Raw genomic sequence first — 23,508 nt, forward strand, 5'->3', positions numbered from 1 at the left:
CTCATATCCGGCAAGATAGATTTTTGCCCCACTGATGTGATGTCAGTTTGAGAACAGGACAGACCTGATGCGCAGTGAAGAACTGGAAGAAAAAGCCGAAGGCGGCATTGTTGAAACGTTCAAAACCGTCTTTTGGGCGCTGCTGATCGCTGGCGTGTTTCGCACCCTGTTTTTCCAACCGTTTTTCATCCCATCCGGGTCGATGAAAGACACGCTTTTGGTCGGTGATTTCCTGTTTGTGAATAAAATGGCCTATGGGTATTCGCAATATTCCTGCCCATTTTCAGCATGTCCGATCTCGGGCCGGATTTTTGGATCAATGCCGGAACGTGGTGATGTGGTGGTGTTTCGCCACCCAACCAATGAACAAGATTACATCAAACGTTTGATCGGCCTTCCAGGCGATCGCGTACAGGTCAAAGACAGCATTATCTACATCAATGGTGAAGCGGCACCTCAGGTGCCGGATGGTGTATTTGTTGAACCCCGTGGTCCGCAAGGTTCGCAAAATCGTCACCCAGCTTGTCAAAGCCGCAGTGGTGAATGCACCAAAGACCGTTACATCGAGACCTTGCCTGGTGGCGTGTCTCATGCCGTGCTGGATATCGCGCCAGCGCGTACTGACAACACCCCGCTGTTTACCGTGCCAGAAGGCGAGTTCTTTTTCATGGGCGACAATCGCGACAATTCCAGCGATTCTCGTGTGCCCCAAACCCAGGGTGGCGTGGGCTTTGTGCCATTTGATCACCTGATCGGACGTGCGGATCGCATCATGTTCTCATCTGCTGGGAAACGTATCTTCTTCTTCTGGATGTGGCGTTCAGATCGTTACTTTAAGGCGGTCGAGTGAAACTGTCTTCTGAACTCAAGGCCTTTGAAGGCCGCATCGGGTATGGGTTTCGTGACCCAGAACAGTTGATCCGCGCTTTGACGCATTCCTCGATGTCGTCCCCTACGCGAGATGACAATCAGCGTTTGGAATTTCTTGGCGACCGTGTGTTGGGCTTGGTGATGGCGGATGCTTTACTGTCAGCGGACACCAAAGCCGCGGAAGGTCTAATTGCGCCACGGTTTAACGCATTGGTGCGCAAGGAAGCCTGCGCAGATGTCGCGCGTCAGGTTGATCTTGGCGCGGTGTTGAAACTGGGTCGCTCTGAAATGTTGTCAGGTGGGCGGCGTAAAAACGCACTGCTGGGCGACGCTATGGAAGCGGTGATTGCTGCGGTCTATAGTGACGGTGGGTTTGATGCGGCGCGCGACTTGATCTTGCGGCTTTGGGGTGCACGGATCTATCAAGTGGAAGAAGACGCCCGTGATGCGAAAACCGCATTGCAGGAATGGGCGCAGGCGCGCAAACAGCAGCCGCCAAAATATGTAGAAACATCTCGTTCCGGGCCGGATCACGCCCCGGTCTTTACAATTGAAGCGCAGATGCAGTCGGGCGAAGCTGAAACAGCCACCGCAGGCAGCAAACGCGAGGCCCAACAGGCCGCAGCAAAGGCGTTGTTAGAGCGTCTGGAGACAGCAAAATGACAGATACACGCGCGGGCTTTGTCGCCCTCATTGGTGAACCAAACGCAGGTAAATCCACCCTTACAAATCGTATGGTGGGTGCGAAGGTTTCCATCGTGACCCATAAGGTTCAAACCACACGGGCCCGTATTCGTGGGGTTGCCATGCAGGGCAATGCACAGCTGGTGTTTGTGGACACGCCTGGCCTATTTCGGCCACGTCGCCGCCTTGATCGTGCGATGGTTGCTGCCGCTTGGGGCGGCGCTGCGGATGCGGATGTTGTGGTTCTGATGATTGAGGCGCACCGTGGCATTACAGAAGGCGCACGCGCGATTTTGGATGCTTTGGAAGAGCGCACCAATTCAAAACAAATCGTTGCTTTGGCGATCAATAAAATTGACCGCGTGAAATCCGAAGTTCTGTTGAAGCTGACGCAAGACTTGAACGAAGCTTACGATTTTAAAGAAACCTTCATGATCTCTGCGGAACGTGGCCACGGTGTTGACGCGATGCGTGAGTGGTTGGCGACGCAGGTGCCTGAAGGCCCTTGGTTGTATCCCGAAGACCAGATCGCTGATCTGCCAATGCGGATGATCGCGGCGGAAATGACCCGCGAGAAACTGACCCTGCGTCTACATCAAGAACTGCCTTACCAGATGACGGTTGAAACGGAACATTGGGAAGAACGCAAAGACGGGTCTTGCAAGATCGACCAGAAAATTTTCGTGATGCGAGACGGCCATAAAGGTATCGTTCTGGGTAACAAGGGCGAAACCATCAAAGCCGTCAGCACTGCTGCGCGCGAAGAGCTGGAAGAATTCCTGGGCCGTCGTGTGCATTTGTTCTTGCAGGTTAAAGTGCGTCCGAACTGGCTGGAAGAAAAAGAACGTTACAATGAAATGGGTCTGAATTTTCGTGACGGAAACGCATGACGCGTCTTACGGCTGAATTTTGGGTGTCGGCCTATCTCGCGCGTCTGCGTTTGGCCGATATCCCGGTTTTTGTTGTGAAAAAAGGCGATCTGACGGCAGGGGCGGTTCTGATCAAGTTGAATACACTTGATGGCAAGGCCCAAGTCTTTCAGCGCAGTTTTGATTTGATGACCGGAGAACGCGCTTGGATCACTCTTTCAGAAGGGGATGAAGCAAGCGTGGATCAGGCCCTGGCGAAACAGCGCAGTTTCGATCCCGATCTTTGGGTGATTGAAGTGGAAGACAAGGCCGAGCGTCATCTGTTGGATGAACCCGGTTTCGCTTAAGATCCCCCGCGAGATATTTATAGAACAAAATTGAAAGCGGCCCGCCAATGATGCGGGCCGTTTTTCATTTGGGGCTTATTCCCATTTGTAGTTGAAGCTGACCGAACAGCGTTCTTCTTCGCCGGTGTTTTGCATCACCTCATGGCGCAGCCAGCTTTCCCATAGCAAGACATCGCCTTCATCCGGGCTCATCTTGATGAAGCTTTTCTGTTCGCGCCGTGCATCTTTGATGCGGGGCGGGGCGGCCATCATCATCGCGTGACGTGGGTCTTCGAACTTCAACGCACCGGCGCCATCGGGCAGGGCAACATAAGTCGTGCCAGAGATCACCGAATGCGGGTGGATGTGGGCGGAATGGAAACCACCTTGGGGCAGGATATTGATCCAGATATCTTCCAGCACCAATTTACGTCCATCAAGATTGAATTCTAGGTCCTCGGCAAATGCAGCGACATGTTTGTCGAGGGATTCAACGAGACTTTTGAACACTGGAAAGCGCCAAGGCAGATCGGTTAGGGACGCATAGGATGTATAGCCCGGATAACCCTCGGTTTCACACCATTCCTGGCCGGATTCATCATCCTCGGCAATGGAATAGCAGCTGTCATAAAGCTCATCCGGGTCAATCGCTGGGGATTGTTCAGCCAAGGCAGAGCGGTAAAGGCGGGTCACGAAGAGTGATTCAATTTGTGTCATGAGTTGGTTTTAGCGCAGTGCGCTGGGAAGGGCGAGGGGGCTTGAAAGATCACATGAGCGCGCCTTGCGATTCGGGCCAATTTTTGGGGATACTGAGACATTATAGTATGACGAGGTGAATATGGTCCTTTCGGTTGGGGATAGCGTAAAGTTAGACCTATGTGATCGGTTTGCTGACGGACAGGTGGTCTCGTTGGAGAACTGGGTCTACATTGGCGTCCGCACATGGGATGGCCACGCATATATCCAGGTGTGTATGAACATTTCAGCGGTATTGTGGTCGCGCATTGTTCAGCTTGGCGATAATTTCCCGATTGAGGATGCGCAACAGTGCCGCGAAATTGCAGAACAAATTTCGTTTCAGCCGAAACGTCTTAGTGTCGTCGATGTGCCACGGGCAAGGCGTCTGTTCAAACCCGAGGCACGCTTGATCTGGGAGGAACCTTAGCCCTTGCCACCAAGGTCAATCCAACCTATAGAACACCAGTTCGCGGTCCCTTTTGGGGAATCGCGTGCTTAATTATTCACCCACCAGGGAAAAAGTTACCCGTAAAAAGGGGCTTTCTGGTGCAAGGCAAAGGAAGAGGCGACATGAACGCCAATGAATTGCGCGATAAAACGCCAGACGAGCTTAAAGAAGCGCTCGCCACACTGAAAAAAGAATCTTTCAACCTGCGTTTCCAGCAGGCCACTGGCCAACTGGAATCCACTTCTCGTATGCGCGGTGCGCGTCGTGAAGCGGCAATGGTTAAGACAATTTTGAACGAAAAAGCTGCTGCTGCAGCTTCTGAAGCTTAAGGGGAGCCTGAGATATGCCCAAACGTATTCTGACCGGCACCGTAACATCCGACGCCAACGCACAAACTGTAACAGTTTCTGTTGAACGTCGTTTCACACACCCAGTGCTGAAGAAAACCATCCGTAAGTCCAAAAAATACCGGGCGCACGATGAGAACAACAGTTTCAAGGCAGGCGACCAAGTCCGTATCCAGGAATGTGCGCCTAAATCGAAAACCAAGCGTTGGGAAGTTCTGAGCGCGTAAGCGTTTAGATCCTTTTCGACTTAATCGAAACCTTGGGGAATAGGGCATATCTGAGCCCCCCTACAGGTCGGGAGTAACATCATGATCCAGATGCAGACTAATCTGGATGTAGCTGACAACAGCGGCGCTCGCCGTGTTCAGTGCATCAAGGTTCTGGGTGGCTCTAAGCGTAGATACGCAAGCGTTGGCGACATCATTGTCGTTTCCGTTAAGGAAGCCATTCCACGTGGTCGTGTGAAAAAAGGGGACGTCCGTAAGGCCGTCGTCGTTCGCACAGCCAAACAAGTACGTCGTGAAGACGGTACAGCAATCAAGTTCGACAGCAACGCTGCTGTGATCTTGAACAACTCAAACGAGCCAGTTGGCACCCGTATCTTCGGGCCAGTTGTTCGTGAGTTGCGTGCCAAAAACTTCATGAAGATCATCTCACTCGCGCCGGAGGTGCTGTAAGATGGCTGCTAAGTTGAAAAAAGGCGATAAAGTCGTCGTTTTGGCCGGTAAAGACAAAGGTAAAGAGGGCGAAATCGCTTCTGTTAACCCGTCTGCTGGCAAGGCTGTGATCGAAGGCGTTAACGTCGCGATCCGTCACACAAAACAGTCACAGAACAGCCAAGGTGGCCGCGTACCAGTTGCGATGCCTGTTGATCTGTCCAATCTTGCGCTGCTCGACAGCAATGGCAAAGCGACCCGCGTTGGCTTCCGTATGGAAGACGACAAAAAGGTACGCTTCGCTAAGACCACAGGGGAAACAGTATAATGCTTGATGCACAAACCTATACCCCTCGTCTGAAGGCGCTTTACAAAGACACCATTCGTGCAGCTCTCATGGAAGAGTTCTCGTATAAGAACGAAATGCAGCTGCCTAAGCTGGATAAAATCGTTCTGAACATGGGTGTTGGTGAAGCAACGAAAGACACCAAGAAGGTGAAGCACGCTCAAGAAGCGCTGACCCTGATTGCTGGTCAACATGCTGTAACGACCTATGCGAAGAAATCAATCGCTGGCTTCCGCGTTCGTGAAGAGATGCCTTTGGGCACCAAAGTCACACTGCGCGGCGACCAGATGTTTGAATTTCTTGATCGTTTGATCACCATCGCTATGCCACGTATCCGCGATTTCCGCGGCGTATCCGGCAAATCTTTCGATGGTCGTGGCAACTATGCCATGGGTCTTAAAGAGCACATCGTTTTCCCTGAAATCGACTTCGATAAAGTTGTTGATATGCTGGGCATGGACATTGTGATCGCAACCACCGCGAAGACTGACGCGGAAGCAAAGGCGCTGTTGAAAGCTTTCAACATGCCTTTCAACAGCTGATCGCGGAAGGAAATCAAAAATGGCTAAAAAGTCTATGATCGCTCGCGAAGTTAAGCGTGCAAAGCTGGTGGCAAAATATGCCACGAAGCGTGCAGAGCTTAAAGAAATCGCAAAAGATGAGAGCAAGCCAATGGAAGAACGCTTTAAAGCGCGCCTCCAACTTGCAAAACTGCCGCGCAACTCTTCAGCTACTCGGTTGCACAACCGTTGTCAGCTGACTGGTCGTCCTCACGCTTACTACCGTAAGCTTAAGGTCAGCCGTATTGCGCTCCGGGAACTTGGCTCCGCTGGCCAGATCCCCGGCATGGTCAAATCTAGCTGGTAAGGGAGAGACATTATGAACGATCCTATCGGCGATATGCTTACTCGCATTCGGAACTCCCAATTGCGTGGTAAATCCACAGTTTCCACTCCTGCTTCTAAGCTTCGTGCTTGGGTTCTCGACGTGCTGGCTGACGAAGGCTACATCCGCGGCTACGAAAGTGGCACCGGCGTAGACGGTCATCCAACATTGGAAATCAGCCTGAAATATTTCGATGGCACCCCTGTTATTCGTGAGATCAAACGTGTTTCTACACCTGGTCGCCGCGTATACATGGGCGTTAAAGACATCCCAACAGTCCGTCAGGGCCTGGGTGTGTCGATTGTCTCCACCTCTCATGGTGTGATGTCGGACGCAAAAGCACGTGCAGCCAATATTGGCGGCGAAGTGCTCTGCACCGTCTTCTAAGGAGCCAAAAATGTCTCGAATTGGTAAAAAAGCGATTGAGCTTCCAGCTGGCGTTACGGCGTCCGTTTCTGGCCAATCTATTGAAGTGAAAGGCCCGAAAGGCGTCCGCAACTTCAAAGCAACAGATGACGTAACACTCACTGTTGAAGAAAACAAAGTCTCTGTTGAACCACGCGGTAAATCCAAGCGTGCACGTCAGCAGTGGGGCATGTCCCGCACCATGATCGCGAATCTCGTGACGGGTGTGACCGTTGGCTTCAAGAAAGAACTTGAAATCCAAGGTGTTGGTTACCGGGCTACAATGCAGGGCAACACCCTGAAATTGAACCTGGGTCTGTCCCACGACGTAGAAGTTGTTGCACCTGAAGGTGTTACAATTACTGCGCCAAAGCAGACTATAATCTTTGTCGAAGGCATCGACGATCAGGCCGTAGGCCAGACCGCCGCTGACATTCGCGCTTGGCGTAAACCAGAGCCTTATAAAGGCAAAGGTATTCGCTATAAGGGTGAATTCGTCTTCCGCAAAGAAGGCAAGAAGAAGTAAGGACGCAAAAAATGGCTACTAGCAAAAGAACCCTGTTTCTGAAGCGCCGCCTGCGCGTTCGGAACAAACTTCAAAAAACAGCTTTCGGACGTCCGCGTCTGTCAGTTCACCGTTCAAACAAGAACATCAGCGTTCAGCTGATCGACGATGTAAACGGCGTGACACTCGCATCTGCTTCCACATTGGAAAAAGATCTGGGTATGGTCGGCAAGAACAACGTCGAAGCGGCTACCAAAATTGGCGCCGCGATTGCAGAACGTGCGAAAAAAGCCAACGTCACAGACGTTATCTTTGATCGCGGTGGTTTCCTCTTCCACGGTAAAGTGAAGGCCTTGGCCGACGCAGCCCGTGAAGGTGGTCTGAAGTTCTAAAAAGTTGAGAGGGGCGGCAACGCCTTTCCGATGATCCAGAGGGCAGGGATTTGATTTCGATCACTTCCTTGCCCTACTTGGATTGAGATTTACCGACGCGCGAGCGTCACACATAAAGGAATGCCCACATGGCAGAACGTGAAAACCGTCGCGGTAACCGCCGCGATCGTGACGAAACACCGGAATTTGCAGATCGTTTGGTCGCAATCAACCGCGTATCCAAAACCGTTAAAGGTGGTAAGCGCTTCGGCTTTGCAGCCCTGGTTGTTGTAGGCGATCAAAAAGGCCGCGTTGGCTTTGGCAAAGGTAAAGCCAAAGAAGTTCCAGAAGCGATCCGTAAAGCGACTGAACAAGCTAAACGTCAAATGATCCGCGTGCCACTGCGCGAAGGTCGTACGTTGCACCACGATATGGAAGGCCGTCATGGCGCTGGTAAAGTGATCATGCGTGCTGCACCAGAAGGTACTGGTATCATCGCCGGTGGTCCAATGCGTGCCGTTTTCGAAATGCTTGGTGTTAAAGACGTGGTTTCCAAGTCTTTGGGTTCCCAGAACCCTTACAACATGATCCGCGCAACAATTGATGGCCTGAACAAAGAATCAAGCCCTCGTATGGTTGCTCAGCGTCGCGGCAAGAAGGTTGCAGACATTCTGCGTAAACCTGAAGCTGAAACTGCAGCAGAAGCATAAGGACTGATATCATGGCTAAAACCATCGTTGTAAAACAGATCGGTTCCCCGATCCGTCGTCCCGCCAAACAGCGTCAAACACTGATTGGCTTGGGCCTTAACAAAATGCACAAAACACGTGAGTTGGAAGATACACCAGCGGTTCGTGGCATGGTTACCAAAGTGTCTCACATGGTTGAGATCATTGAGGAAAAAGGCTGAGTTCACTCTCACCTAACCTAGAAAACAAACGCCCCGTCGGAAACGTCGGGGCGTTTTGCGTTTGTGTCCCACTTGTGTGTAAGTGGGTGAACTGAGCTGGACGAGGGGCGATTTGTACAGGCCGTTCAGATGCATTCGTCAACAGTGTAAGTCTGTATTTGGTTCGTTTGACGTGTTTCACTTTTGAGACAGATCATCGCCGCATTCGTCACAAAGTTGGACCGAAAGATACAACTTATGCGTTAACCAGAATGCAGATTCATGTTTAAGTTAATCAACGCAACTAAGGAGGCCTACCAATGAAAAAGTCTATTCGCACGTTTACCAGCTGTTTCATGTTTACGATGCTCGTATGCAACGCGGCCAGTGCCTCTGTTGCGCCGGCTGGTTCGAAGAATACACATCTTGTAGCGATCACGTCGCAGGTATCTGGCAAGTCAAATACACTTGCCACGAAGGATAGTAACGAAAAATCGCCAGGCACCCCAGTTGTTGCGTTGCAAATAAAGGCGGCGCAAACGCAAAGCAAAGTTTCTAACTCAGGCAAACCTTAGTGCCGCAGGCTTTTGTCGCAAATACACATCGAGCCACACAGAAAAACCGCTGGGACATAATCCCGGCGGTTTTTCTGTGTGGGGAAAGGCCGTTATCGGATGCAACGTCGTTCAGTCACGAAGTTCCTGTCCGGGTGATGAATGCACAGTCAAAAATCGGAAAAGTAACGATGCCCGGTTTCGGGAGCTCATTTCTGTGCCACACGTCCTTAAAGTTGTCACAAAAGACAACGCAAGTGTTTGCTTTGAACAGTTAAACTCTCGTTAAATCTGGTGTTTATTGGTGTCAGGAAATTCGAAAGGGAACCGAAATGAAAAACATCGCACTCATTATTAAATCTCTGGTTGTAATTGGACTGACTGTAATGGTGGGTTCGGCCGTGCAGGCAGATTGTGTCGGCGACAAACAGAAGCATCAGTGTGCTCTTGCGGACGGTGGCAGCTATCAACTCGAGCGCCATGGCCGCACAACACGCGTCAGCGGCATCACGGGTGAAGGCAAGACCTGGAGCCGTGTCACACGCAAGCAAGGCAATGCAATTGTGGTGATCGGAGAAGATCCCGATGGTACATCCTTCCGTTCACGCAGTGTGACGGTTGGCGACCGTACAACCACGACAGTCACCCCGAGCTTCGGCAAGCCATACCAAATCACTTGCCGCGGTGACGATTGTGTCGAACGGTTGACCAAGTAAAACGATAACGAGCAGATCGGCATGAGGCTGGAACGAACGTCTACGGTTCCTACCCTCATGCCGGCATAATGCATGGGGGATCTCGGAGGTCCGAGAGCATCTTTCAATCGGTGAAACTTAAAGCGCAGAGGGCATAGTCCCTACGGCCGATTGATGCGGCGGATATACCGTGTCACTGATCCGTGCCATATATAATCGAATCCAGCTGATCTTCTGTTAATGGGATCGGCTGGCTTTGGTCGATAAGTGTCAGGGTCGTTGCCCCGTCCCATTCATATCGTGGGATATATAGGTTTTCGGGTGCGGGCCCTCTGCGGACTCGGCCAGAAGCGTCGAAATGTGACCCATGACAGGGGCAGAACCAGCCGTTGAATTCACCGGCTTGATCACCAAGAGGCACGCAACCCAAATGCGTGCAAACACCTACAAACACCACGTATTTCCCGGCGGGGTCGATGGATCGGTTTTGATCGGTTGCTTCCGTTAGGGGGGATCGAAAATCGCGAGGCATAAGACTGACTGCGGAGCTGTGGCGATTGAACGTGTCAATCAGGTCATCCATCGGGGTTGCGCGGGCGTCGATGATTTCCGCTTCTGTGCGATGTCGTAAAAAAATGGGCTTGCCGCGAAACTTGATCGTAATCTGCTGGCCGGGTTCTAGATCACTGAAGTCGACGCGTACACCGGGGGTGATAGGCTTTGTCGAGGGGGCAAGGCTTCCGGTTAGCCAGACCAAGGCAGCGCCAGATAATCCGGCGGCCGTTGCGGAGGTCGCATAAAATAGAAAGTCACGCCGAGTTCTTGTCGAAACCATACCAACACCAAAGTACTTTTGATAACCGTAGGCCGCAACCATGGCTGCTGCAAGCCGTCAAACCTATGCGCTCTGCGCAATCCGGCAATGCCAATTATCGCAGTACTGGCTGCGCGCGACTCTCGTTAGGTAACGGTCAACAACATTGACCCGTTAACCGGAGTATCCGCTATGACAATCCTGAACAAATTCGCCCGCGCCATTAAATCGGCATTCTCAGCCCCTTGCCCAACTTGGACTGAATACCTGCGCGACGCAAACTCTGCACGTTAAGACGCAGAACGGTTTTTTGCGCCTCTGCAATCGCTTTCCCGGGCTGTGCAGATTTAAAACCATGTCAGAAAATGCGTGGGGGTGGGATCGAGCCTTGCCAGCAGCAAGACTTCCGTCTAAAAACCCCCGGTGGCCATATGGGCCGCAGAATCAAAACCATTAAGCCGTGGTTGACCCGCTTACGCTTCAGGGGTCACATCCGGCAAGGAGAAGCGAAATGAAACTGAATGAACTCCGCGACAATCCAGGCGCAACCAAAGCTCGCAAACGCGTAGGCCGTGGTCCTGGTTCCGGCACCGGTAAAATGGGTGGCCGTGGTATCAAAGGTCAAAAATCCCGTTCAGGTGTTGCGATTAAAGGTTTTGAAGGCGGTCAAATGCCTTTGTACCAACGTCTGCCTAAGCGTGGCTTCAACAAGCCAAACCGCAAAGCATACGCAGTTGTGAACCTGGGCCTGATCCAGAAATTCATCGACGCGAAAAAGATCGACGTGAAAGCTGCAATCACCGAAGACGTGTTGATTTCTTCAGGTCTCGTACGTCGTAAACTCGACGGTATCCGTGTTCTGGCAAAAGGCGAATTGACCGCTAAAGCCAACATCAAAGTGACCGGCGCGTCCAAGTCTGCTGTTGAAGCAGTTGCTAAAGCAGGTGGTTCACTGACCATCACGGTAGCGGCAGCAGCTGAATAAGCACTTGTTTGCGGCCGCTGTGCCGCTTACATACAATTAAGTTTTTCAGACGCCGCCGCCGGAGAACCGGACGGCGGCGTTTTTCTTAGAATTGGGAGAGGCCCGGGAATGGCATCTGCAGCAGAGCAAATGGCGTCAAACATGAGCTGGAGCGCTTTCGGTAAAGCGTCTGAGCTTCGCCAGCGTATTCTTTTTACTCTTGGTTTGTTAATCGTTTACCGTCTCGGGACATATATCCCGGTTCCTGGTATCGATGGCACCGCACTTCGTGAATTTATGGATCAAGCGGGTTCCGGCATTGCTGGCGTGCTTGGCATGTTCACCGGTGGCGCTTTGTCACGCATGGGGATCTTTGCCCTTGGCATCATGCCTTACATTTCAGCGTCGATCATCATTCAGTTGATGACCGCGATGGTTCCACAATTGGAACAGCTGAAAAAAGAAGGTGAACAAGGCCGTAAGAAGATCGCGCAATACACACGTTATGGCACGGTGCTCTTGGCGACTTTCCAAGCTTATGGCTTGGCCGTAAGTCTTGAAGCCGGTGATCTGGCGACGGATCCTGGTCTCTATTTCCGCCTTGCTTGTATGGTTACGCTGGTGGGGGGCACGATGTTCCTGATGTGGCTGGGTGAACAAATCACTGCACGCGGCATTGGCAACGGCATTTCTCTGATCATCTTCGTTGGTATCATCGCTGAAATTCCAGCGGCGATTGCGCAATTCCTAAGCCAAGGCCGTTCCGGCGCGATCAGCCCGGCGGTTATTGTGCTGGTGTTGGTGATGGTCGTGGCCGTGATTGCCTTTGTGGTCTTCATGGAACGCGCATTACGGAAGATCCATATTCAATATCCACGTCGCCAAGTTGGCATGAAGGTTTATGACGGCGGTGCTAGCCACCTACCGGTTAAAGTGAACCCAGCCGGCGTTATCCCTGCGATTTTCGCAAGCTCCCTTTTGCTGCTGCCAACCACCATCGCAACCTTCTCTGGCAACCAAACTGGTCCAGTGATGTCGACAGTCTTGGCCTACTTCGGCCCCGGTCAGCCGCTGTATCTGCTGTTCTTCGTGTCCATGATCGTTTTCTTTGCGTTTTTCTACACCTTCAACGTGGCGTTTAAGACGGATGAAGTTGCGGACAATCTGAAGAATCAGAACGGTTTCGTACCCGGAATTCGTCCTGGCAAGAAAACCGCCGAGTATTTGGACTATGTTGTGACCCGTTTGTTGGTCGTTGGGTCTGCTTACCTTGCGGCAGTTTGTCTCTTGCCCGAGATTTTGCGTTCACAATTGGCAATTCCCTTCTATTTTGGTGGGACTTCTGTTTTGATCGTGGTTTCCGTGACTATGGATACAATCCAGCAAGTTCAGAGCCACATGCTGGCCCACCAGTATGAAGGCCTGATTGAAAAATCACAGCTGCGGGGGAAAAAGCGCAGTAAGAAGGGACCAGCCAGACGATGAACATTATTCTTCTCGGCCCACCAGGGGCAGGTAAAGGAACGCAAGCGCAGCATCTAGTGGAGACACGGAATATGGTGCAGCTTTCAACCGGTGACATGCTGCGCGAAGCACGCACATCCGGCACAGATATGGGCAATAAAGTTGCCGCTGTGATGGATGCGGGCGAATTGGTGACCGATGAGATCGTGATTGGTCTGATCCGTGAAAAGCTGGAAGCTGGCAACAAGGGCGGGGGGTTCATTTTTGATGGTTTCCCACGCACTTTGATGCAGGCTGTCGCACTGGAAAAACTTCTGGAAGAGACCGGCCAATCCTTGGATGCCGCAATTGAGTTGCGGGTTCGTGACGAAGCGCTGGTTCAGCGCATTCTGAACCGGGCTGTCGAAGCGGTTGCTGCGGGTGGCGAAGCGCGCGCTGACGATAATGAAGAAAGCCTGCGCACCCGTCTGATGGAATACTACAAAAAGACGGCACCTTTGCTTGGATACTACTTCGCAAAGGAAAAACTGCAACGCGTTGACGGCCTTGCCGACATTCCCGTTGTTCAGGCGTCCATCTCGGCGATCTTGGATAAATAAACTTCTGTCTGATAGACATCTAAGGCTCTGACGTTTGCGCGTCGGAGCCTTTTTGTATCTGATGTGCATGTAGGCAAGGCTGTGAGGGATTCCTGGCTTGACCTATCTTAGAAAACCCCATAATCAGCATTATCCCGCAAGGGATTATGATTCTGCCTAGGTTACACTTGGGTTGAATATATCACCTGAATTCAGCTGCGGCCCGGCGCGTTCACGCTTCGGGCTTACGTTGTGAAAAAAGGTTCCGGTATTACGGAATCGCAACGAAAAGGAATATGACACTTGGCACGTATTGCCGGCGTTAACATCCCGACCCATAAACGGGTCCCGATCGCCCTGACTTACATCACCGGAATTGGCACGACTTCTGCCGAAGCTATCTGTGAAGCTGTTAAAATCGACGTAACCCGTCGTGTTAACGAACTTTCAGACGCAGAAATTCTTGCAATTCGTGAACACATCGACGCAACGTACAAAGTTGAAGGCGACCTGCGCCGCGAAGTGACTATGAACATCAAACGTTTGATGGATCTTGGTTGCTACCGTGGTCTGCGTCACCGTCGTGGCCTGCCTGTTCGCGGTCAACGTACATCTACTAACGCTCGTACTCGCAAAGGTCCTGCAAAGGCCATTGCTGGTAAGAAGAAGTAAAGGGAGGGTTTGATCAATGGCACGCGATAAAACAACTCGTACGAAGAAAAAAGAGCGCAAGAATATTGCCTCTGGTGTTGCACACGTGAACTCTTCGTTCAACAACACAAAAATCCTGATCTCTGACGTTCAGGGTAACGCAATTGCATGGTCCTCTGCTGGTACCATGGGCTTTAAAGGCTCACGGAAATCCACACCTTATGCGGCACAAATGGCTGCAGAAGACGCTGGTAAAAAGGCACAGGAACATGGTGTTAAAACACTAGAAGTTGAAGTTCAGGGTCCAGGTTCTGGTCGTGAATCCGCACTTCGCGCTTTGGCCGCATTGGGCCTGAACGTCACATCGATCCGTGACGTAACACCAATCGCACACAACGGTTGCCGCCCACCAAAGCGTCGCCGCGTATAAGCGTTTACGACTTTTCCAGGCTCATGGTTTCATGAGCCTGGATTTTGCATTTTAAACCTCGGGCGTTTCTGGTCAGGGACATGGTCCAGAAACAAGAATGGAGGCTCTACGCATGATCCACAAAAATTGGCAGGAACTTATCAAGCCAACGCAGCTTGAAGTGAAACCAGGCAACGATCCAGCGCGTCAAGCGACTGTGATTGCTGAACCGCTTGAGCGCGGCTTCGGCCTGACTATGGGCAACGCTTTGCGTCGTGTTCTGCTGTCATCCCTTCAGGGTGCTGCAATCACGTCTGTGCAAATCGATAACGTCCTGCATGAATTCTCATCCGTTGCTGGCGTACGTGAAGACGTAACCGACATCGTGCTGAACCTCAAAGGTGTTGCACTGCGCATGGAAGCCGAAGGGCCCAAGCGTGTGTCTATCTCTGCAAATGGCCCAGCTGTTGTGACTGCTGGTGACATTTCTGAGAGCGCTGGTATTGAAGTTCTCAACAAAGAACACGTGATCTGTCACCTTGATGACGGTGCTGATCTGTACATGGAACTGACCGTTGATACCGGTAAGGGCTATGTTGCTGCTGAGAAGAACAAACCAGAAGATGCACCAATTGGTCTTATTCCAATCGATGCGATCTACTCTCCAGTGAAAAAAGTTTCATATGACGTTCAACCGACCCGCGAAGGTCAGGTTCTGGATTATGACAAACTGACACTGAAACTGGAAACTGACGGTTCTATCACGCCTGATGATGCTGTGGCGTTCGCTGCGCGCATCCTGCAAGATCAGCTGTCTATCTTCGTGAACTTCGATGAGCCAGAAGCGGCTTCCCGTCAGGAAGAAGACGATGGCCTCGAGTTCAACCCACTTCTGCTGAAGAAAGTGGATGAGCTGGAACTGTCTGTCCGTTCTGCAAACTGCCTGAAAAACGACAACATCGTTTACATCGGCGATCTCATCCAAAAGACCGAAGCAGAAATGCTGCGCACGCCAAACTTCGGCCGCAAGTCTCTGAACGAGATCAAAGAAGTGCTTTCTGGCATGGCGCTGTACCTCGGTATGGATGTCGAAGAATGGCCACCAGAGAACATCGAAGATCTGGCGAAGAAATTCGAAGATCAGTTCTAAGAACGATTACGAATTGACGGGGTATGCCAATCGGTGTACCCCGCCACAAATGCCCGTTCTAGCGGGGAATATCTGGGCATATCGCCCCAAGGAGAGCACCTGACACGCATCAGGGGCCAGACAAAGCAAAACACGTTTAAAGGACTAAATACATGCGCCACGCAAGAGGCTACCGCCGTCTAAACCGTACTCACGAACACCGCAAAGCCCTGTTTTCAAACATGGCTGGTTCCTTGATTGAGCACGAGCAAATCAAAACTACATTGCCAAAAGCGAAAGAGCTTCGCCCGGTAATTGAAAAACTCATCACACTCGCGAAACGCGGTGATCTGCATGCGCGCCGTCAGGCTGCTGCACAGCTGAAGCAAGACAAAGATGTTGCGAAACTCTTTGAAATCCTCGGCCCACGTTACAAAGACCGCCAAGGTGGCTATGTACGTGTTCTTAAAGCAGGTTTCCGCTACGGTGACATGGCGCCAATGGCGATCATCGAATTCGTAGAGCGCGACATGGACGCAAAAGGCGCAGCTGACAAAGCGCGCGTTGCAGCGGAAGAAGTTTCCGAATCATAATGTGATCTCGCATCGAAATTGAAAAAGCCTCGCTATTCGCGAGGCTTTTTTCGTTCAAATTCAATTAGATTCGCGCATAATTATTTGCGAGGGCGACTTAGGGCCGACTCTTCTACTTTATGGATGAATTGGTTGAGTTGCGCATCAGAACTTTGCGAAGTGGTCAAAAACTCCAATAAACCAAGGCGCACGCCCTCTGGTAGTGTTGTAAGTTTCGCAAAAATATCGGGGATTTGTCTATCCAACGGTTTTCTCGATTTCGTTTTTCGTAATTTGACATCAATTTAAGGTTGACGAATTTTCTGGCAACTTGTCTAAAAAGACATGTCGATAAAATCATCAGTAGATCTTGAACTTCAAAAATTGGGCCAACTGGCGCCATCTGGCTACTTTCTTGGCCTGCATATTCGATTTGCGTCTGCCTTGATGCAATTCTCCACTTACAGCCAGGCATGGCTCGATCATTACACCGAGCAAGCCTATGCACTTAGAGATCCAACTATCGCTTGGGGCTTTTGCACTGAAGGCTCAAGCCGTTGGTCTGAGTTCGGTATCCCGGATACATTTGGCGTCTTAGCTGATGCAGCGACACATGGTTTGAAATTCGGGCTTACGATTTCTTGTGGGCCGGTGCGTTCGCGAACCATCGCCAGTTTTTCCCGATCTGATCGGGAATTCGAAGACAGCGAGATCGAGCAGATCTCGCAAATAGTTCGCCGGTTGCACGACATCGTGGAGCCGCCGGAGAGCCTAACGAAGGCTCAAATCGAAGCTCTGCGTCTGATTGCCAGCGGGGACCGCCACGCGGCCGCAGCAGCCACACTCAATATATCTGAGAGTGCTTTGAAAGCCCGACTGACTGGGGCTCGGGATAAGTTACATGCCCGTACGACCGCCGAAGCAATTCAACGAGCAAAGGACTATAGGCTGCTATAAGCGGGTCGGTTCGCGTTGTTAATTTTTCGCAGTTTTGCACTGGGGAAATCAACATGCAAACCACTACACTTTCGTTCGAAAATTTACACAACCATGGGGAGCTATTCGCGAATTTTTTTCGCGCAAGGAAGCAAAGCTTTATAGTCCAGAAGAACTGGGATTTGCCCGAAGCTTTGGACATGGAATACGATCAATACGACACGCCCGCTAGTCGTTGGATCGCCATTCACGAATTCGGCGAGGTCTATGCCGGTATTCGCCTGACCCCAACCACAATGAAATGCGGTATGTACAGCTATATGATCCGTGACGCGCAACGGGGGCTGCTTGGTACGATACCTGAGGATCTGCTCTATGAGGAAGCGCCGGTAGACGAGCAAACTTGGGAATGTACCCGGGTGTTTGTTTCCCACACGACACCACAACGGATTCGCCGACGCGTGCATGCGCTGATGGTGGCCGCAATGTTGAAGGGATCGCGCGAACAAGGGGCGTCAAAGTTGATCACATTGACAGCATCCAACTGGCCACGTTGGTTTGGTCGCTGTGGCTTGGATGCCAAAGCGGTGGGGCGCGAAATGTTCATTGGGGACGGTGATTACCAATGTGTGATGATCGACCTCACGTCTAATCTTCACTAGCGCAATAACAATATTGGGTTATCAGGTGTTTATTTACGAATACGTCCTAGCCTGCTCTGTATAGGGCAGGCTGGTATCGCTTGATGCATGGAAGGCTCTTTCCATTTCCGATTGATGCAGGGTAAGTTGTTTCTTGAGTCCGCAGGAGGAACTTCATGACTGAACACCCGTTAAAAATGCGTCTTCTAGAAGCGATTGCACCACATGTGGTCTTTGATGGCTGGTCACCCGAAAGTTTTGCGATGGCGGCCCAGGATTGTGGTGTTAGCGTGGCGGATGCACAAGCAATGTGTCCACGCGGTGCCGTCGATCTGGCTGTAGAATTCCACCGACAGGGCGACCAAACGATGTTGATGTCAGTAGCAGGCATTGACTTCGCAGAGCTGCGCATACGCGATAAAGTTTCCACCTTGGTGATGGCCCGCTTGGCAGCCGCGCAAGACAAAGAATTGGTGCGCCGCGGATCGTCTCTATTTGCCCTACCCAATAACGCAACGGAAGGTGCTGGCTTGATTTGGGGCACGGCTGACGCAATTTGGAATGCGCTTGGTGATACATCTCAGGATGGGAATTGGTATTCAAAGCGTGCCGTGCTGTCGGGTGTCTACGGATCGACGGTCTTATTCTGGCTGGGGGATGAAGGCGAAGATCATGTGGCAACCCGCGAATTCCTGGATCGGAGGATAGAGAATGTCATGCAGTTCGAAAAGGCCAAAGCGGCTGCGCAAAAATTACCCTTTGTCGGTACATTGCTAAGCAATGTCATGGCCGCTGTGAAGGCCCCCGGCACTTCCACTCGGGACGACTATCCCGGGTCTATCAACAGGACTTAAAATGACTTTACCAACTGAAATGCGCGCTGTCGAAATCACTGAGCCCGGCGCAGCTGAGGTGCTGAAGCCTTGCAAGCGCCCCGTCCCATCACCACGCGCTGGTGAAGTCCTGATCCGCTTGGCCTATGCAGGGGTGAACCGGCCGGATGCTTTGCAACGCGCAGGCAAATACGCACCGCCCCCAACTGCGTCTGACCTGCCTGGCCTTGAAGGTGCAGGCGAGATCGTAGCGCTTGGCGACGGTGTTTCGAACCTTGCGGTTGGCGATCAGGTTTCTGCGCTTTTGCCCGGCGGGGGATATGCTGAATATGTGACGACCCCGGCGGCGCATTGCTTGCCCATCCCGAATGGCATGTCCATGGCGCAGGCCGCCTGTATCCCCGAGAACTACTTCACCGTTTGGTCAAACGTTTTTATGCGCGGAGGTCTAAAGGCAGGCGAGCGTTTCCTCGTGCATGGCGGGTCTTCTGGCATTGGTACAACGGCGATCCAGCTGGCCCATGCCTTTGGCGCACGCGTGTTCACGACTGCGGGCAGTGACACGAAATGTGGCGTCTGTTCTGATCTCGGTGCGGAACGGGCGATCAATTATAAAGACGAGGATTTTGTTTCTGTTCTAAAGGACGAAGGCGGGGCGGATCTGATCCTTGATATGGTCGGTGGCAGCTATATCAACCGCAATATCAAAACCTTGGTGCCGGACGGACGTATGGTGCATATCGCCTTCCTTGAAGGTCCCGTGGTTGAGGTCAATTTTGCGATGATCATGGCCAAACGCTTGACGATTACAGGGTCTACCCTGCGTCCACAAAGCGACCTAGCCAAAGCACGCATGGCGGACGAGCTGCGCGAACTTGTATGGCCGCTGCTGGATGCAGGTAAGCTTCAAATAGTGATGGATTCCACCTTCTCCCTTGAAGATGCTGCGAAAGCCCATGCCTGGATGGAGACCTCCAACCACATCGGAAAAATCGTGCTGAAGGTGTGAATGATTATTTGAAAGTTCATACCCCCATCGTCATAATGGGTGACAGGAGATTAGTGATTGGCACTTGATTTAGAGATATTGGGTCGAGGAGTTTACACCCCTCAAGAGGTGGCGCGCCTTATCGGCGGGACCGCTCAGGAAGTGCTGCGCTGGTCTCGAGGGCACGGGGCAACTGAACCTTTGTGGAACTCGTACTATCAATCAATGGACGATAGTAAAGAGCTGAGTTTTGCAGATATGATTGAACTACGCGTTGTAAGGGAGCTAAGAAAGGCAGGACTGTCTCTGCAAGCAATTAGGTATGCGATTATCGCAGCGAAGGCAGAATATGGATTTGATTTGCCTCTGTCCTCTAAAAGCTTCAAGACGGATGGCCGTGAGATTTTGATAGTGGCGATGGAAAATGATGATCAGTTGATCAGCCTGTCACCGAAGCGGTTGGGGCAGCGCGTGTTCAGGAAAATTGTTGAGCAGTCATTTGTTGACCTTGAATATGATGGCCAAAGGCCAGTTCTTTGGCGCCCACGGCAGGCGAAGCATGTGGTAATTGATCCGACGCGTTTTTTTGGTGATCCTGTGATCGATGATTTTGGCGTTTCATCGAAAATGCTGAAAGCTGAATATGATGAGTTTCAAGACTTGGGTTATCTTAGCCGGATCTATGAAATCCCTAAAGCTATGGTCAAAGACGCAATTTCTTTCGAGATAAGTTTAGATAAAGGTCAGGCTGAAAATATTGGTCAAAGTTCTATTCGATCATAATATGCCGCCTCCTTTGGCGAGGTCTCTCATGAACTTATTAAAGTTGAGGGACATGAGGCGTTTGCGTTAAGGGACATTTTTCCTATGAGTATATCCGATATTGATTATTTGCAACGATTGGACAAACAGCATTCTTGGATCGTGATCTCAAAAGATTTGCAAAATGGCAAGAAGAAGGCGGAACGCGCGGCCATATTGAACAACGGGGTGCTTGCTTTTTATCTTGCTAGAACTGTCCAACGCTTGAAAATTAATGAGCAGGCCGCAACTATCGTTTGGCAGTGGGATAAGATACTCACACAGCGAATGCACAACGAAAATGGATTATTTCAACTTCCGTTGAACAAGGGAAGTAAATTTAAGCAGCTCTAACGCAAAACCTCAAACAATGCCCGCTCCGCATGGCAATCGCGGATCACTTCTTGGCCGCAGGTGCGGGGTTCCATTTCTGGGGTTAGGCAGATGCGGACTTCTTGGATCATGTTGTCGCGGCATGTGACGGTCAACATATCAGGCTCTAATGCTCGATTTTCTTTCAAAAACGCTTCTTCCACCACACGGGCAGGCAGGCGTACTGCATCATCCAAGCGGCGGAACACAGATGGGCGGGTGACTTGGCCATAGGCGTCGCGCGACAGGGCGTAATAATCGTCCGATGAAAGGCCTGAACAGCGTCCGTGTTTGTTCCATTGATGCCACGCAAGGCCAGATGTGCCCATGATGTCGGCCATTTCTGCCGTGTCAGAACGTGATGGATTGCGGTGGTTCGTTGGGCAATACCCAGGCCAGCCGCGTTCATATTGCGGCCAGAGACCGTGCAAGATCCAGCCATGCCCAGAGCCATCTTCACATTGTGGCGAATTGCGCGCATCGCCTTCCAGCACGCACCAATTCGGTGACCATGACAAGGACAGGACGTAGTAATCGAATTCTCCGGCGCGTTCGCCATCTGCGTGGGCCAGACGGGTTAAGCCCATGAAAACCACCACCAGAAACTTTAAAAACCTACGACTTTGCATTTGCTCTTCCCTCTTTCACGCCTTGGTATTATATACAGGATAAGTTCCCCGACAATGTGAACCCGCCTGGCTGGCAAAACTGCCACAGGCCGCCCTTTCGGGGGCACGAGAAAGTTATGGTTTCACGTTGTCAATTGTAGTTAAGGAGAAGGGCCCATGGCCAAACCAATTATGGCGAAAGCCACCGCTGTATGGCTGGTTGACAACACCACGCTCAGCTTCAAACAGATCGCTGATTTTTGCCAATTGCACGAACTCGAAGTTCAAGGCATTGCGGATGGTGATGTAGCAACTGGTGTGAAGGGTTTCGATCCGATTACCAACAACCAACTGACACAGGACGAAATTTCTGCGGCTGAAGGCGATATCCTGCATAAGTTGAAGCTGAAATTCAACGCCGCAGCTGTTGGTGAAGAGAAACGCCGCGGCCCGCGTTACACGCCTTTGTCGAAGCGCCAGGATCGCCCGGCGTCTATCTATTGGTTGGTGAAGTTCCACCCAGAACTGTCAGACGCGCAAGTGTCCAAACTGGTCGGCACAACCAAGCCAACCATTCAGGCGATCCGCGAACGCACCCATTGGAACATTGCCAACATTCAGCCGATTGACCCGGTTGCTCTTGGTCTGTGTAAGCAATCCGAATTGGATGCGGCAGTTCAAAAAGCGAACGAGAAAAAGCTGCGCGACGGCGAAGCGATGTCTGACGAAGAGCGTCGCAAATTGGTGTCCACAGAACAAAGCCTTGGTCATGTGGAAGAACCCAAAATGCCGTCTTCGATGGAGGGTCTTGAAACCTTCACATTGGGCAACGCGGATATTGTTGAACAAGATGAAGACGAACGCAAGGACAGCGATTTTGCTGATGCGGACAGTTTCTTCAACCTGCCAGATGGCGACGGCGAAGAGCAGCCGTAAGCCTTACGATATTCCAAAGAAAACCCGGGCCTGTCCCGGGTTTTTATATTTGCAGGCTCCGAAAAAGGCAGGGTGTAGTGAAAGTCAGTTTGGTCTTGTCACGGTTACGTTCCGGTCTCTCAACTCATTTAGGCAGCCTTTCGTTCGAAGGCCAAGGGGCTTTTGCCACCTAACGATGAATGACGCCGTCGTGGATTATAGAACCCATTGATATACTGGAAGATGGCCCCTTCAGTCTGGCGTCTGGTTTCCCAGCGGTTGCGCCAGATCAGCTCTGCCTTGAGCGATTTGAAGAACGTTTCCACCATGGAATTGTCGTAGCAATTTCCTTTTCCGCTCATCGAGACTTTGAAGCCATGCTTTGACAACCGCTTCTGGTAGTCATGTGAGCAGTATTGCGTTCCACGATCTGTGTGGTGAATGCAGCCCTTGGGAGGTTGTCGCATGGCCACGGCCATGTCCAACGCCTGGATCGCCAGATCTCGCTTCATACGATTACTGACAGCCCAGCCGATGACGCGCCGAGAATAGAGATCTAAGATCACCGCCAGATAGAGCCAACCCTCGCTGGTCCAAATGTACGAGATATCACCCGCCCATTTTTGATTTGGCCCATCGGCAGAAAAATCCTGATCCAGCAAGTTGGGCGCGATGTTGAACGCATGGTTGCTGTCCGTGGTCACCTTGTATTTCTGGGTCCTGACGGTCTTGATGCCGTTCATGCGCATTAGGCGGCCAATCCGGCGGTGCCCAACCCTCAGCCCCATTTCCTGCAATTCTGCGGTCATGCGTGGTCGACCATAGCTATGCAGGCTCAGACGATGTTGCTCTCGGATATGCGCCAGAATAACCATATCGCCTCGCTGCCGCTGGCTCATCGGGCGAGCCCGCCACGCACGATAACCACGCGATGTGACCTGCATGATACGGCAGAGAAATTCCACGGACCAAACTTCTTTCCAGGCGTCAATGAAGGCGAACCTCACCGGCTTTGGCCTGCAAAGAAGATCGCCGCCTTTTTTAATACTTCCCTCTCCTCTCGCAGCAGCCGGACTTCCTTGCGAAGGCGTTCGTTCTCTTTCTCAACGTCTTCGTGAGGACCCGACATCAGGTCATCATACTGATGCTTTTGGACCCACTTGTTCAGCGTCGAAAGCCCAACCCCCAAATCAGAAGCCGCTTGTGGTCGTGTCAGTCCACTGGTCGTTGCGATACGCACTGCAT

General features: G+C 51.6%; 35 protein-coding genes. 31 read left to right on the forward strand and 4 right to left on the reverse strand.

Translation table 11 applies throughout. The annotated features are described in order from the left end of the window. Positions 1-67: 67 nt before the first annotated feature. The 4 genes from lepB to RJ38_RS10865 are packed head-to-tail and all read left to right on the forward strand — an operon-like array spanning position 68 to position 2,770. Entirely contained in the window at positions 68-850 is a 783-nt protein-coding gene (gene lepB / locus RJ38_RS10850) for a signal peptidase I (RefSeq protein WP_039018811.1), read from the forward strand. Beyond that, positions 847-1,533: a ribonuclease III gene (rnc, locus tag RJ38_RS10855; RefSeq protein WP_039018812.1), complete on the forward strand. Its 687-nt coding sequence runs from the start codon at positions 847-849 to the stop codon at positions 1,531-1,533. The genes lepB and rnc overlap by 4 nt, the downstream gene beginning before the upstream one ends. Beyond that, a complete protein-coding gene (gene era / locus RJ38_RS10860; protein ID WP_039018813.1) occupies positions 1,530-2,444 on the forward strand; it encodes a GTPase Era in 915 nt (304 codons plus the stop codon). The genes rnc and era overlap by 4 nt, the downstream gene beginning before the upstream one ends. Beyond that, positions 2,441-2,770 carry a DUF1491 family protein gene (locus RJ38_RS10865; protein ID WP_039018814.1) on the forward strand — a complete coding sequence of 110 codons (330 nt, stop codon included), beginning with the start codon at positions 2,441-2,443 and terminating at the stop codon, positions 2,768-2,770. The genes era and RJ38_RS10865 overlap by 4 nt, the downstream gene beginning before the upstream one ends. A 75-nt stretch (positions 2,771-2,845) precedes the next feature. Here RJ38_RS10865 and RJ38_RS10870 read toward each other — a convergent pair whose 3' ends face one another. Further along, on the reverse strand, positions 2,846-3,466 hold the full coding sequence (locus RJ38_RS10870; protein WP_039018815.1) for a 2OG-Fe(II) oxygenase family protein: 621 nt from the start codon (positions 3,464-3,466) through the stop codon (positions 2,846-2,848). Positions 3,467-3,587: 121 nt separating this feature from the next. On the opposite strand from RJ38_RS10870, the gene RJ38_RS10875 reads away from it, so the two are divergent. From RJ38_RS10875 to RJ38_RS10940, 13 genes are all read left to right on the forward strand, one after another. After that, on the forward strand, positions 3,588-3,914 hold the full coding sequence (locus tag RJ38_RS10875) for a hypothetical protein (RefSeq protein WP_039018816.1): 327 nt from the start codon (positions 3,588-3,590) through the stop codon (positions 3,912-3,914). Positions 3,915-4,057: 143 nt separating this feature from the next. Continuing rightward, positions 4,058-4,264, forward strand: a complete 207-nt coding sequence (rpmC, locus tag RJ38_RS10880; protein ID WP_039018817.1) for a 50S ribosomal protein L29 — start codon at positions 4,058-4,060, stop codon at positions 4,262-4,264. Positions 4,265-4,278: 14 nt separating this feature from the next. Beyond that, the gene (gene rpsQ / locus RJ38_RS10885; protein ID WP_039018818.1) at positions 4,279-4,509 is read left to right on the forward strand and encodes a 30S ribosomal protein S17; all 231 of its coding nucleotides are present in this window, start codon (positions 4,279-4,281) and stop codon (positions 4,507-4,509) included. An 81-nt stretch (positions 4,510-4,590) separates the two neighbouring features. Beyond that, positions 4,591-4,959: a 50S ribosomal protein L14 gene (gene rplN / locus RJ38_RS10890; RefSeq protein WP_039018819.1), complete on the forward strand. Its 369-nt coding sequence runs from the start codon at positions 4,591-4,593 to the stop codon at positions 4,957-4,959. A gap of 1 nt (position 4,960) precedes the next feature. Continuing rightward, the gene (gene rplX / locus RJ38_RS10895) at positions 4,961-5,266 is read left to right on the forward strand and encodes a 50S ribosomal protein L24 (protein WP_039018820.1); all 306 of its coding nucleotides are present in this window, start codon (positions 4,961-4,963) and stop codon (positions 5,264-5,266) included. Further along, a complete protein-coding gene (gene rplE / locus RJ38_RS10900; RefSeq protein WP_039018821.1) occupies positions 5,266-5,826 on the forward strand; it encodes a 50S ribosomal protein L5 in 561 nt (186 codons plus the stop codon). The genes rplX and rplE overlap by 1 nt, the downstream gene beginning before the upstream one ends. A 19-nt stretch (positions 5,827-5,845) precedes the next feature. Continuing rightward, complete coding sequence (gene rpsN, locus RJ38_RS10905) at positions 5,846-6,151, forward strand: 30S ribosomal protein S14 (protein ID WP_039018822.1); 306 nt, start codon at positions 5,846-5,848, stop codon at positions 6,149-6,151. Positions 6,152-6,163: 12 nt separating this feature from the next. Beyond that, positions 6,164-6,556, forward strand: coding sequence for a 30S ribosomal protein S8 (gene rpsH / locus RJ38_RS10910; RefSeq protein ID WP_039018823.1), 393 nt, complete (start codon positions 6,164-6,166; stop codon positions 6,554-6,556). Positions 6,557-6,566: 10 nt separating this feature from the next. Beyond that, positions 6,567-7,100 (forward strand): 50S ribosomal protein L6, encoded by a 534-nt coding sequence (gene rplF / locus RJ38_RS10915; protein WP_039018824.1) that lies wholly within the window; start codon positions 6,567-6,569, stop codon positions 7,098-7,100. 11 nt (positions 7,101-7,111) lie between these two features. Then, positions 7,112-7,471: a 50S ribosomal protein L18 gene (gene rplR, locus RJ38_RS10920; RefSeq protein WP_039018825.1), complete on the forward strand. Its 360-nt coding sequence runs from the start codon at positions 7,112-7,114 to the stop codon at positions 7,469-7,471. Between the two features lie 128 nt (positions 7,472-7,599). Continuing rightward, positions 7,600-8,160, forward strand: a complete 561-nt coding sequence (rpsE, locus tag RJ38_RS10925) for a 30S ribosomal protein S5 (RefSeq protein ID WP_039018826.1) — start codon at positions 7,600-7,602, stop codon at positions 8,158-8,160. Between the two features lie 11 nt (positions 8,161-8,171). Then, on the forward strand, positions 8,172-8,360 hold the full coding sequence (gene rpmD / locus RJ38_RS10930) for a 50S ribosomal protein L30 (RefSeq protein WP_039018827.1): 189 nt from the start codon (positions 8,172-8,174) through the stop codon (positions 8,358-8,360). Positions 8,361-9,225: 865 nt separating this feature from the next. Next, positions 9,226-9,609 carry a hypothetical protein gene (locus RJ38_RS10940; protein ID WP_039018829.1) on the forward strand — a complete coding sequence of 128 codons (384 nt, stop codon included), beginning with the start codon at positions 9,226-9,228 and terminating at the stop codon, positions 9,607-9,609. Between the two features lie 172 nt (positions 9,610-9,781). Here the strand turns inward: RJ38_RS10940 and petA are convergent, their stop codons facing one another. Next, on the reverse strand, positions 9,782-10,465 hold the full coding sequence (gene petA / locus RJ38_RS10945) for a ubiquinol-cytochrome c reductase iron-sulfur subunit (RefSeq protein WP_238321679.1): 684 nt from the start codon (positions 10,463-10,465) through the stop codon (positions 9,782-9,784). A 448-nt stretch (positions 10,466-10,913) separates the two neighbouring features. Here petA and rplO point away from each other — a divergent pair, with 448 nt between their 5' ends. The 13 genes from rplO (at position 10,914) to RJ38_RS11010 (ending at position 20,722) form a co-directional block, all read left to right on the forward strand. Beyond that, positions 10,914-11,387: a 50S ribosomal protein L15 gene (gene rplO / locus RJ38_RS10950; RefSeq protein ID WP_039018830.1), complete on the forward strand. Its 474-nt coding sequence runs from the start codon at positions 10,914-10,916 to the stop codon at positions 11,385-11,387. Positions 11,388-11,495: 108 nt separating this feature from the next. Beyond that, positions 11,496-12,851, forward strand: a complete 1,356-nt coding sequence (secY, locus tag RJ38_RS10955) for a preprotein translocase subunit SecY (protein WP_039018831.1) — start codon at positions 11,496-11,498, stop codon at positions 12,849-12,851. Next, a complete protein-coding gene (locus RJ38_RS10960; protein WP_039018832.1) occupies positions 12,848-13,429 on the forward strand; it encodes an adenylate kinase in 582 nt (193 codons plus the stop codon). The genes secY and RJ38_RS10960 overlap by 4 nt, the downstream gene beginning before the upstream one ends. Before the next feature lie 282 nt (positions 13,430-13,711). Next, positions 13,712-14,080: a 30S ribosomal protein S13 gene (gene rpsM / locus RJ38_RS10965; RefSeq protein ID WP_039018833.1), complete on the forward strand. Its 369-nt coding sequence runs from the start codon at positions 13,712-13,714 to the stop codon at positions 14,078-14,080. Between the two features lie 16 nt (positions 14,081-14,096). After that, positions 14,097-14,489, forward strand: coding sequence for a 30S ribosomal protein S11 (gene rpsK / locus RJ38_RS10970; RefSeq protein ID WP_039018834.1), 393 nt, complete (start codon positions 14,097-14,099; stop codon positions 14,487-14,489). A 112-nt stretch (positions 14,490-14,601) separates the two neighbouring features. Then, the gene (locus RJ38_RS10975; protein WP_039018942.1) at positions 14,602-15,618 is read left to right on the forward strand and encodes a DNA-directed RNA polymerase subunit alpha; all 1,017 of its coding nucleotides are present in this window, start codon (positions 14,602-14,604) and stop codon (positions 15,616-15,618) included. A gap of 152 nt (positions 15,619-15,770) precedes the next feature. Continuing rightward, positions 15,771-16,190, forward strand: a complete 420-nt coding sequence (gene rplQ / locus RJ38_RS10980; protein WP_039018835.1) for a 50S ribosomal protein L17 — start codon at positions 15,771-15,773, stop codon at positions 16,188-16,190. 324 nt (positions 16,191-16,514) lie between these two features. Further along, positions 16,515-17,126 carry a helix-turn-helix transcriptional regulator gene (locus tag RJ38_RS10985; RefSeq protein WP_039018836.1) on the forward strand — a complete coding sequence of 204 codons (612 nt, stop codon included), beginning with the start codon at positions 16,515-16,517 and terminating at the stop codon, positions 17,124-17,126. 53 nt (positions 17,127-17,179) lie between these two features. Then, positions 17,180-17,767, forward strand: coding sequence for an acyl-homoserine-lactone synthase (locus RJ38_RS10990; protein ID WP_039018837.1), 588 nt, complete (start codon positions 17,180-17,182; stop codon positions 17,765-17,767). A 155-nt stretch (positions 17,768-17,922) separates the two neighbouring features. Beyond that, positions 17,923-18,600 carry a COQ9 family protein gene (locus tag RJ38_RS10995; RefSeq protein WP_039018838.1) on the forward strand — a complete coding sequence of 226 codons (678 nt, stop codon included), beginning with the start codon at positions 17,923-17,925 and terminating at the stop codon, positions 18,598-18,600. A gap of 1 nt (position 18,601) precedes the next feature. Continuing rightward, positions 18,602-19,588 (forward strand): NAD(P)H-quinone oxidoreductase, encoded by a 987-nt coding sequence (locus RJ38_RS11000; RefSeq protein ID WP_156121825.1) that lies wholly within the window; start codon positions 18,602-18,604, stop codon positions 19,586-19,588. A gap of 57 nt (positions 19,589-19,645) precedes the next feature. Then, positions 19,646-20,350 (forward strand): hypothetical protein, encoded by a 705-nt coding sequence (locus RJ38_RS11005; RefSeq protein ID WP_156121826.1) that lies wholly within the window; start codon positions 19,646-19,648, stop codon positions 20,348-20,350. 36 nt (positions 20,351-20,386) lie between these two features. Next, a complete protein-coding gene (locus tag RJ38_RS11010; protein WP_162183566.1) occupies positions 20,387-20,722 on the forward strand; it encodes a PIN-like domain-containing protein in 336 nt (111 codons plus the stop codon). Here RJ38_RS11010 and RJ38_RS11015 read toward each other — a convergent pair. After that, positions 20,719-21,369 carry a ribonuclease T2 family protein gene (locus tag RJ38_RS11015; RefSeq protein WP_039018841.1) on the reverse strand — a complete coding sequence of 217 codons (651 nt, stop codon included), beginning with the start codon at positions 21,367-21,369 and terminating at the stop codon, positions 20,719-20,721. The two genes, RJ38_RS11010 and RJ38_RS11015, sit on opposite strands and share 4 nt — an antisense overlap. A 156-nt stretch (positions 21,370-21,525) precedes the next feature. On the opposite strand from RJ38_RS11015, the gene RJ38_RS11020 reads away from it, so the two are divergent. Beyond that, entirely contained in the window at positions 21,526-22,284 is a 759-nt protein-coding gene (locus tag RJ38_RS11020) for a DUF1013 domain-containing protein (RefSeq protein ID WP_039018842.1), read from the forward strand. Positions 22,285-22,412: 128 nt separating this feature from the next. Here RJ38_RS11020 and RJ38_RS11025 read toward each other — a convergent pair. After that, positions 22,413-23,508 (reverse strand): IS3 family transposase gene (locus RJ38_RS11025; RefSeq protein WP_156121837.1). Its coding sequence is split into 2 segments (ribosomal slippage), with 1,097 coding nucleotides annotated over them: positions 22,413-23,308 and positions 23,308-23,508; the frame shifts between segments, so codons are not numbered across the junction. This gene is flagged as partial in the annotation.

The organism is Halocynthiibacter namhaensis (genome assembly GCF_000812685.1).
GTDB classification, from domain to species: Bacteria; Pseudomonadota; Alphaproteobacteria; order Rhodobacterales; family Rhodobacteraceae; genus Halocynthiibacter; species Halocynthiibacter namhaensis.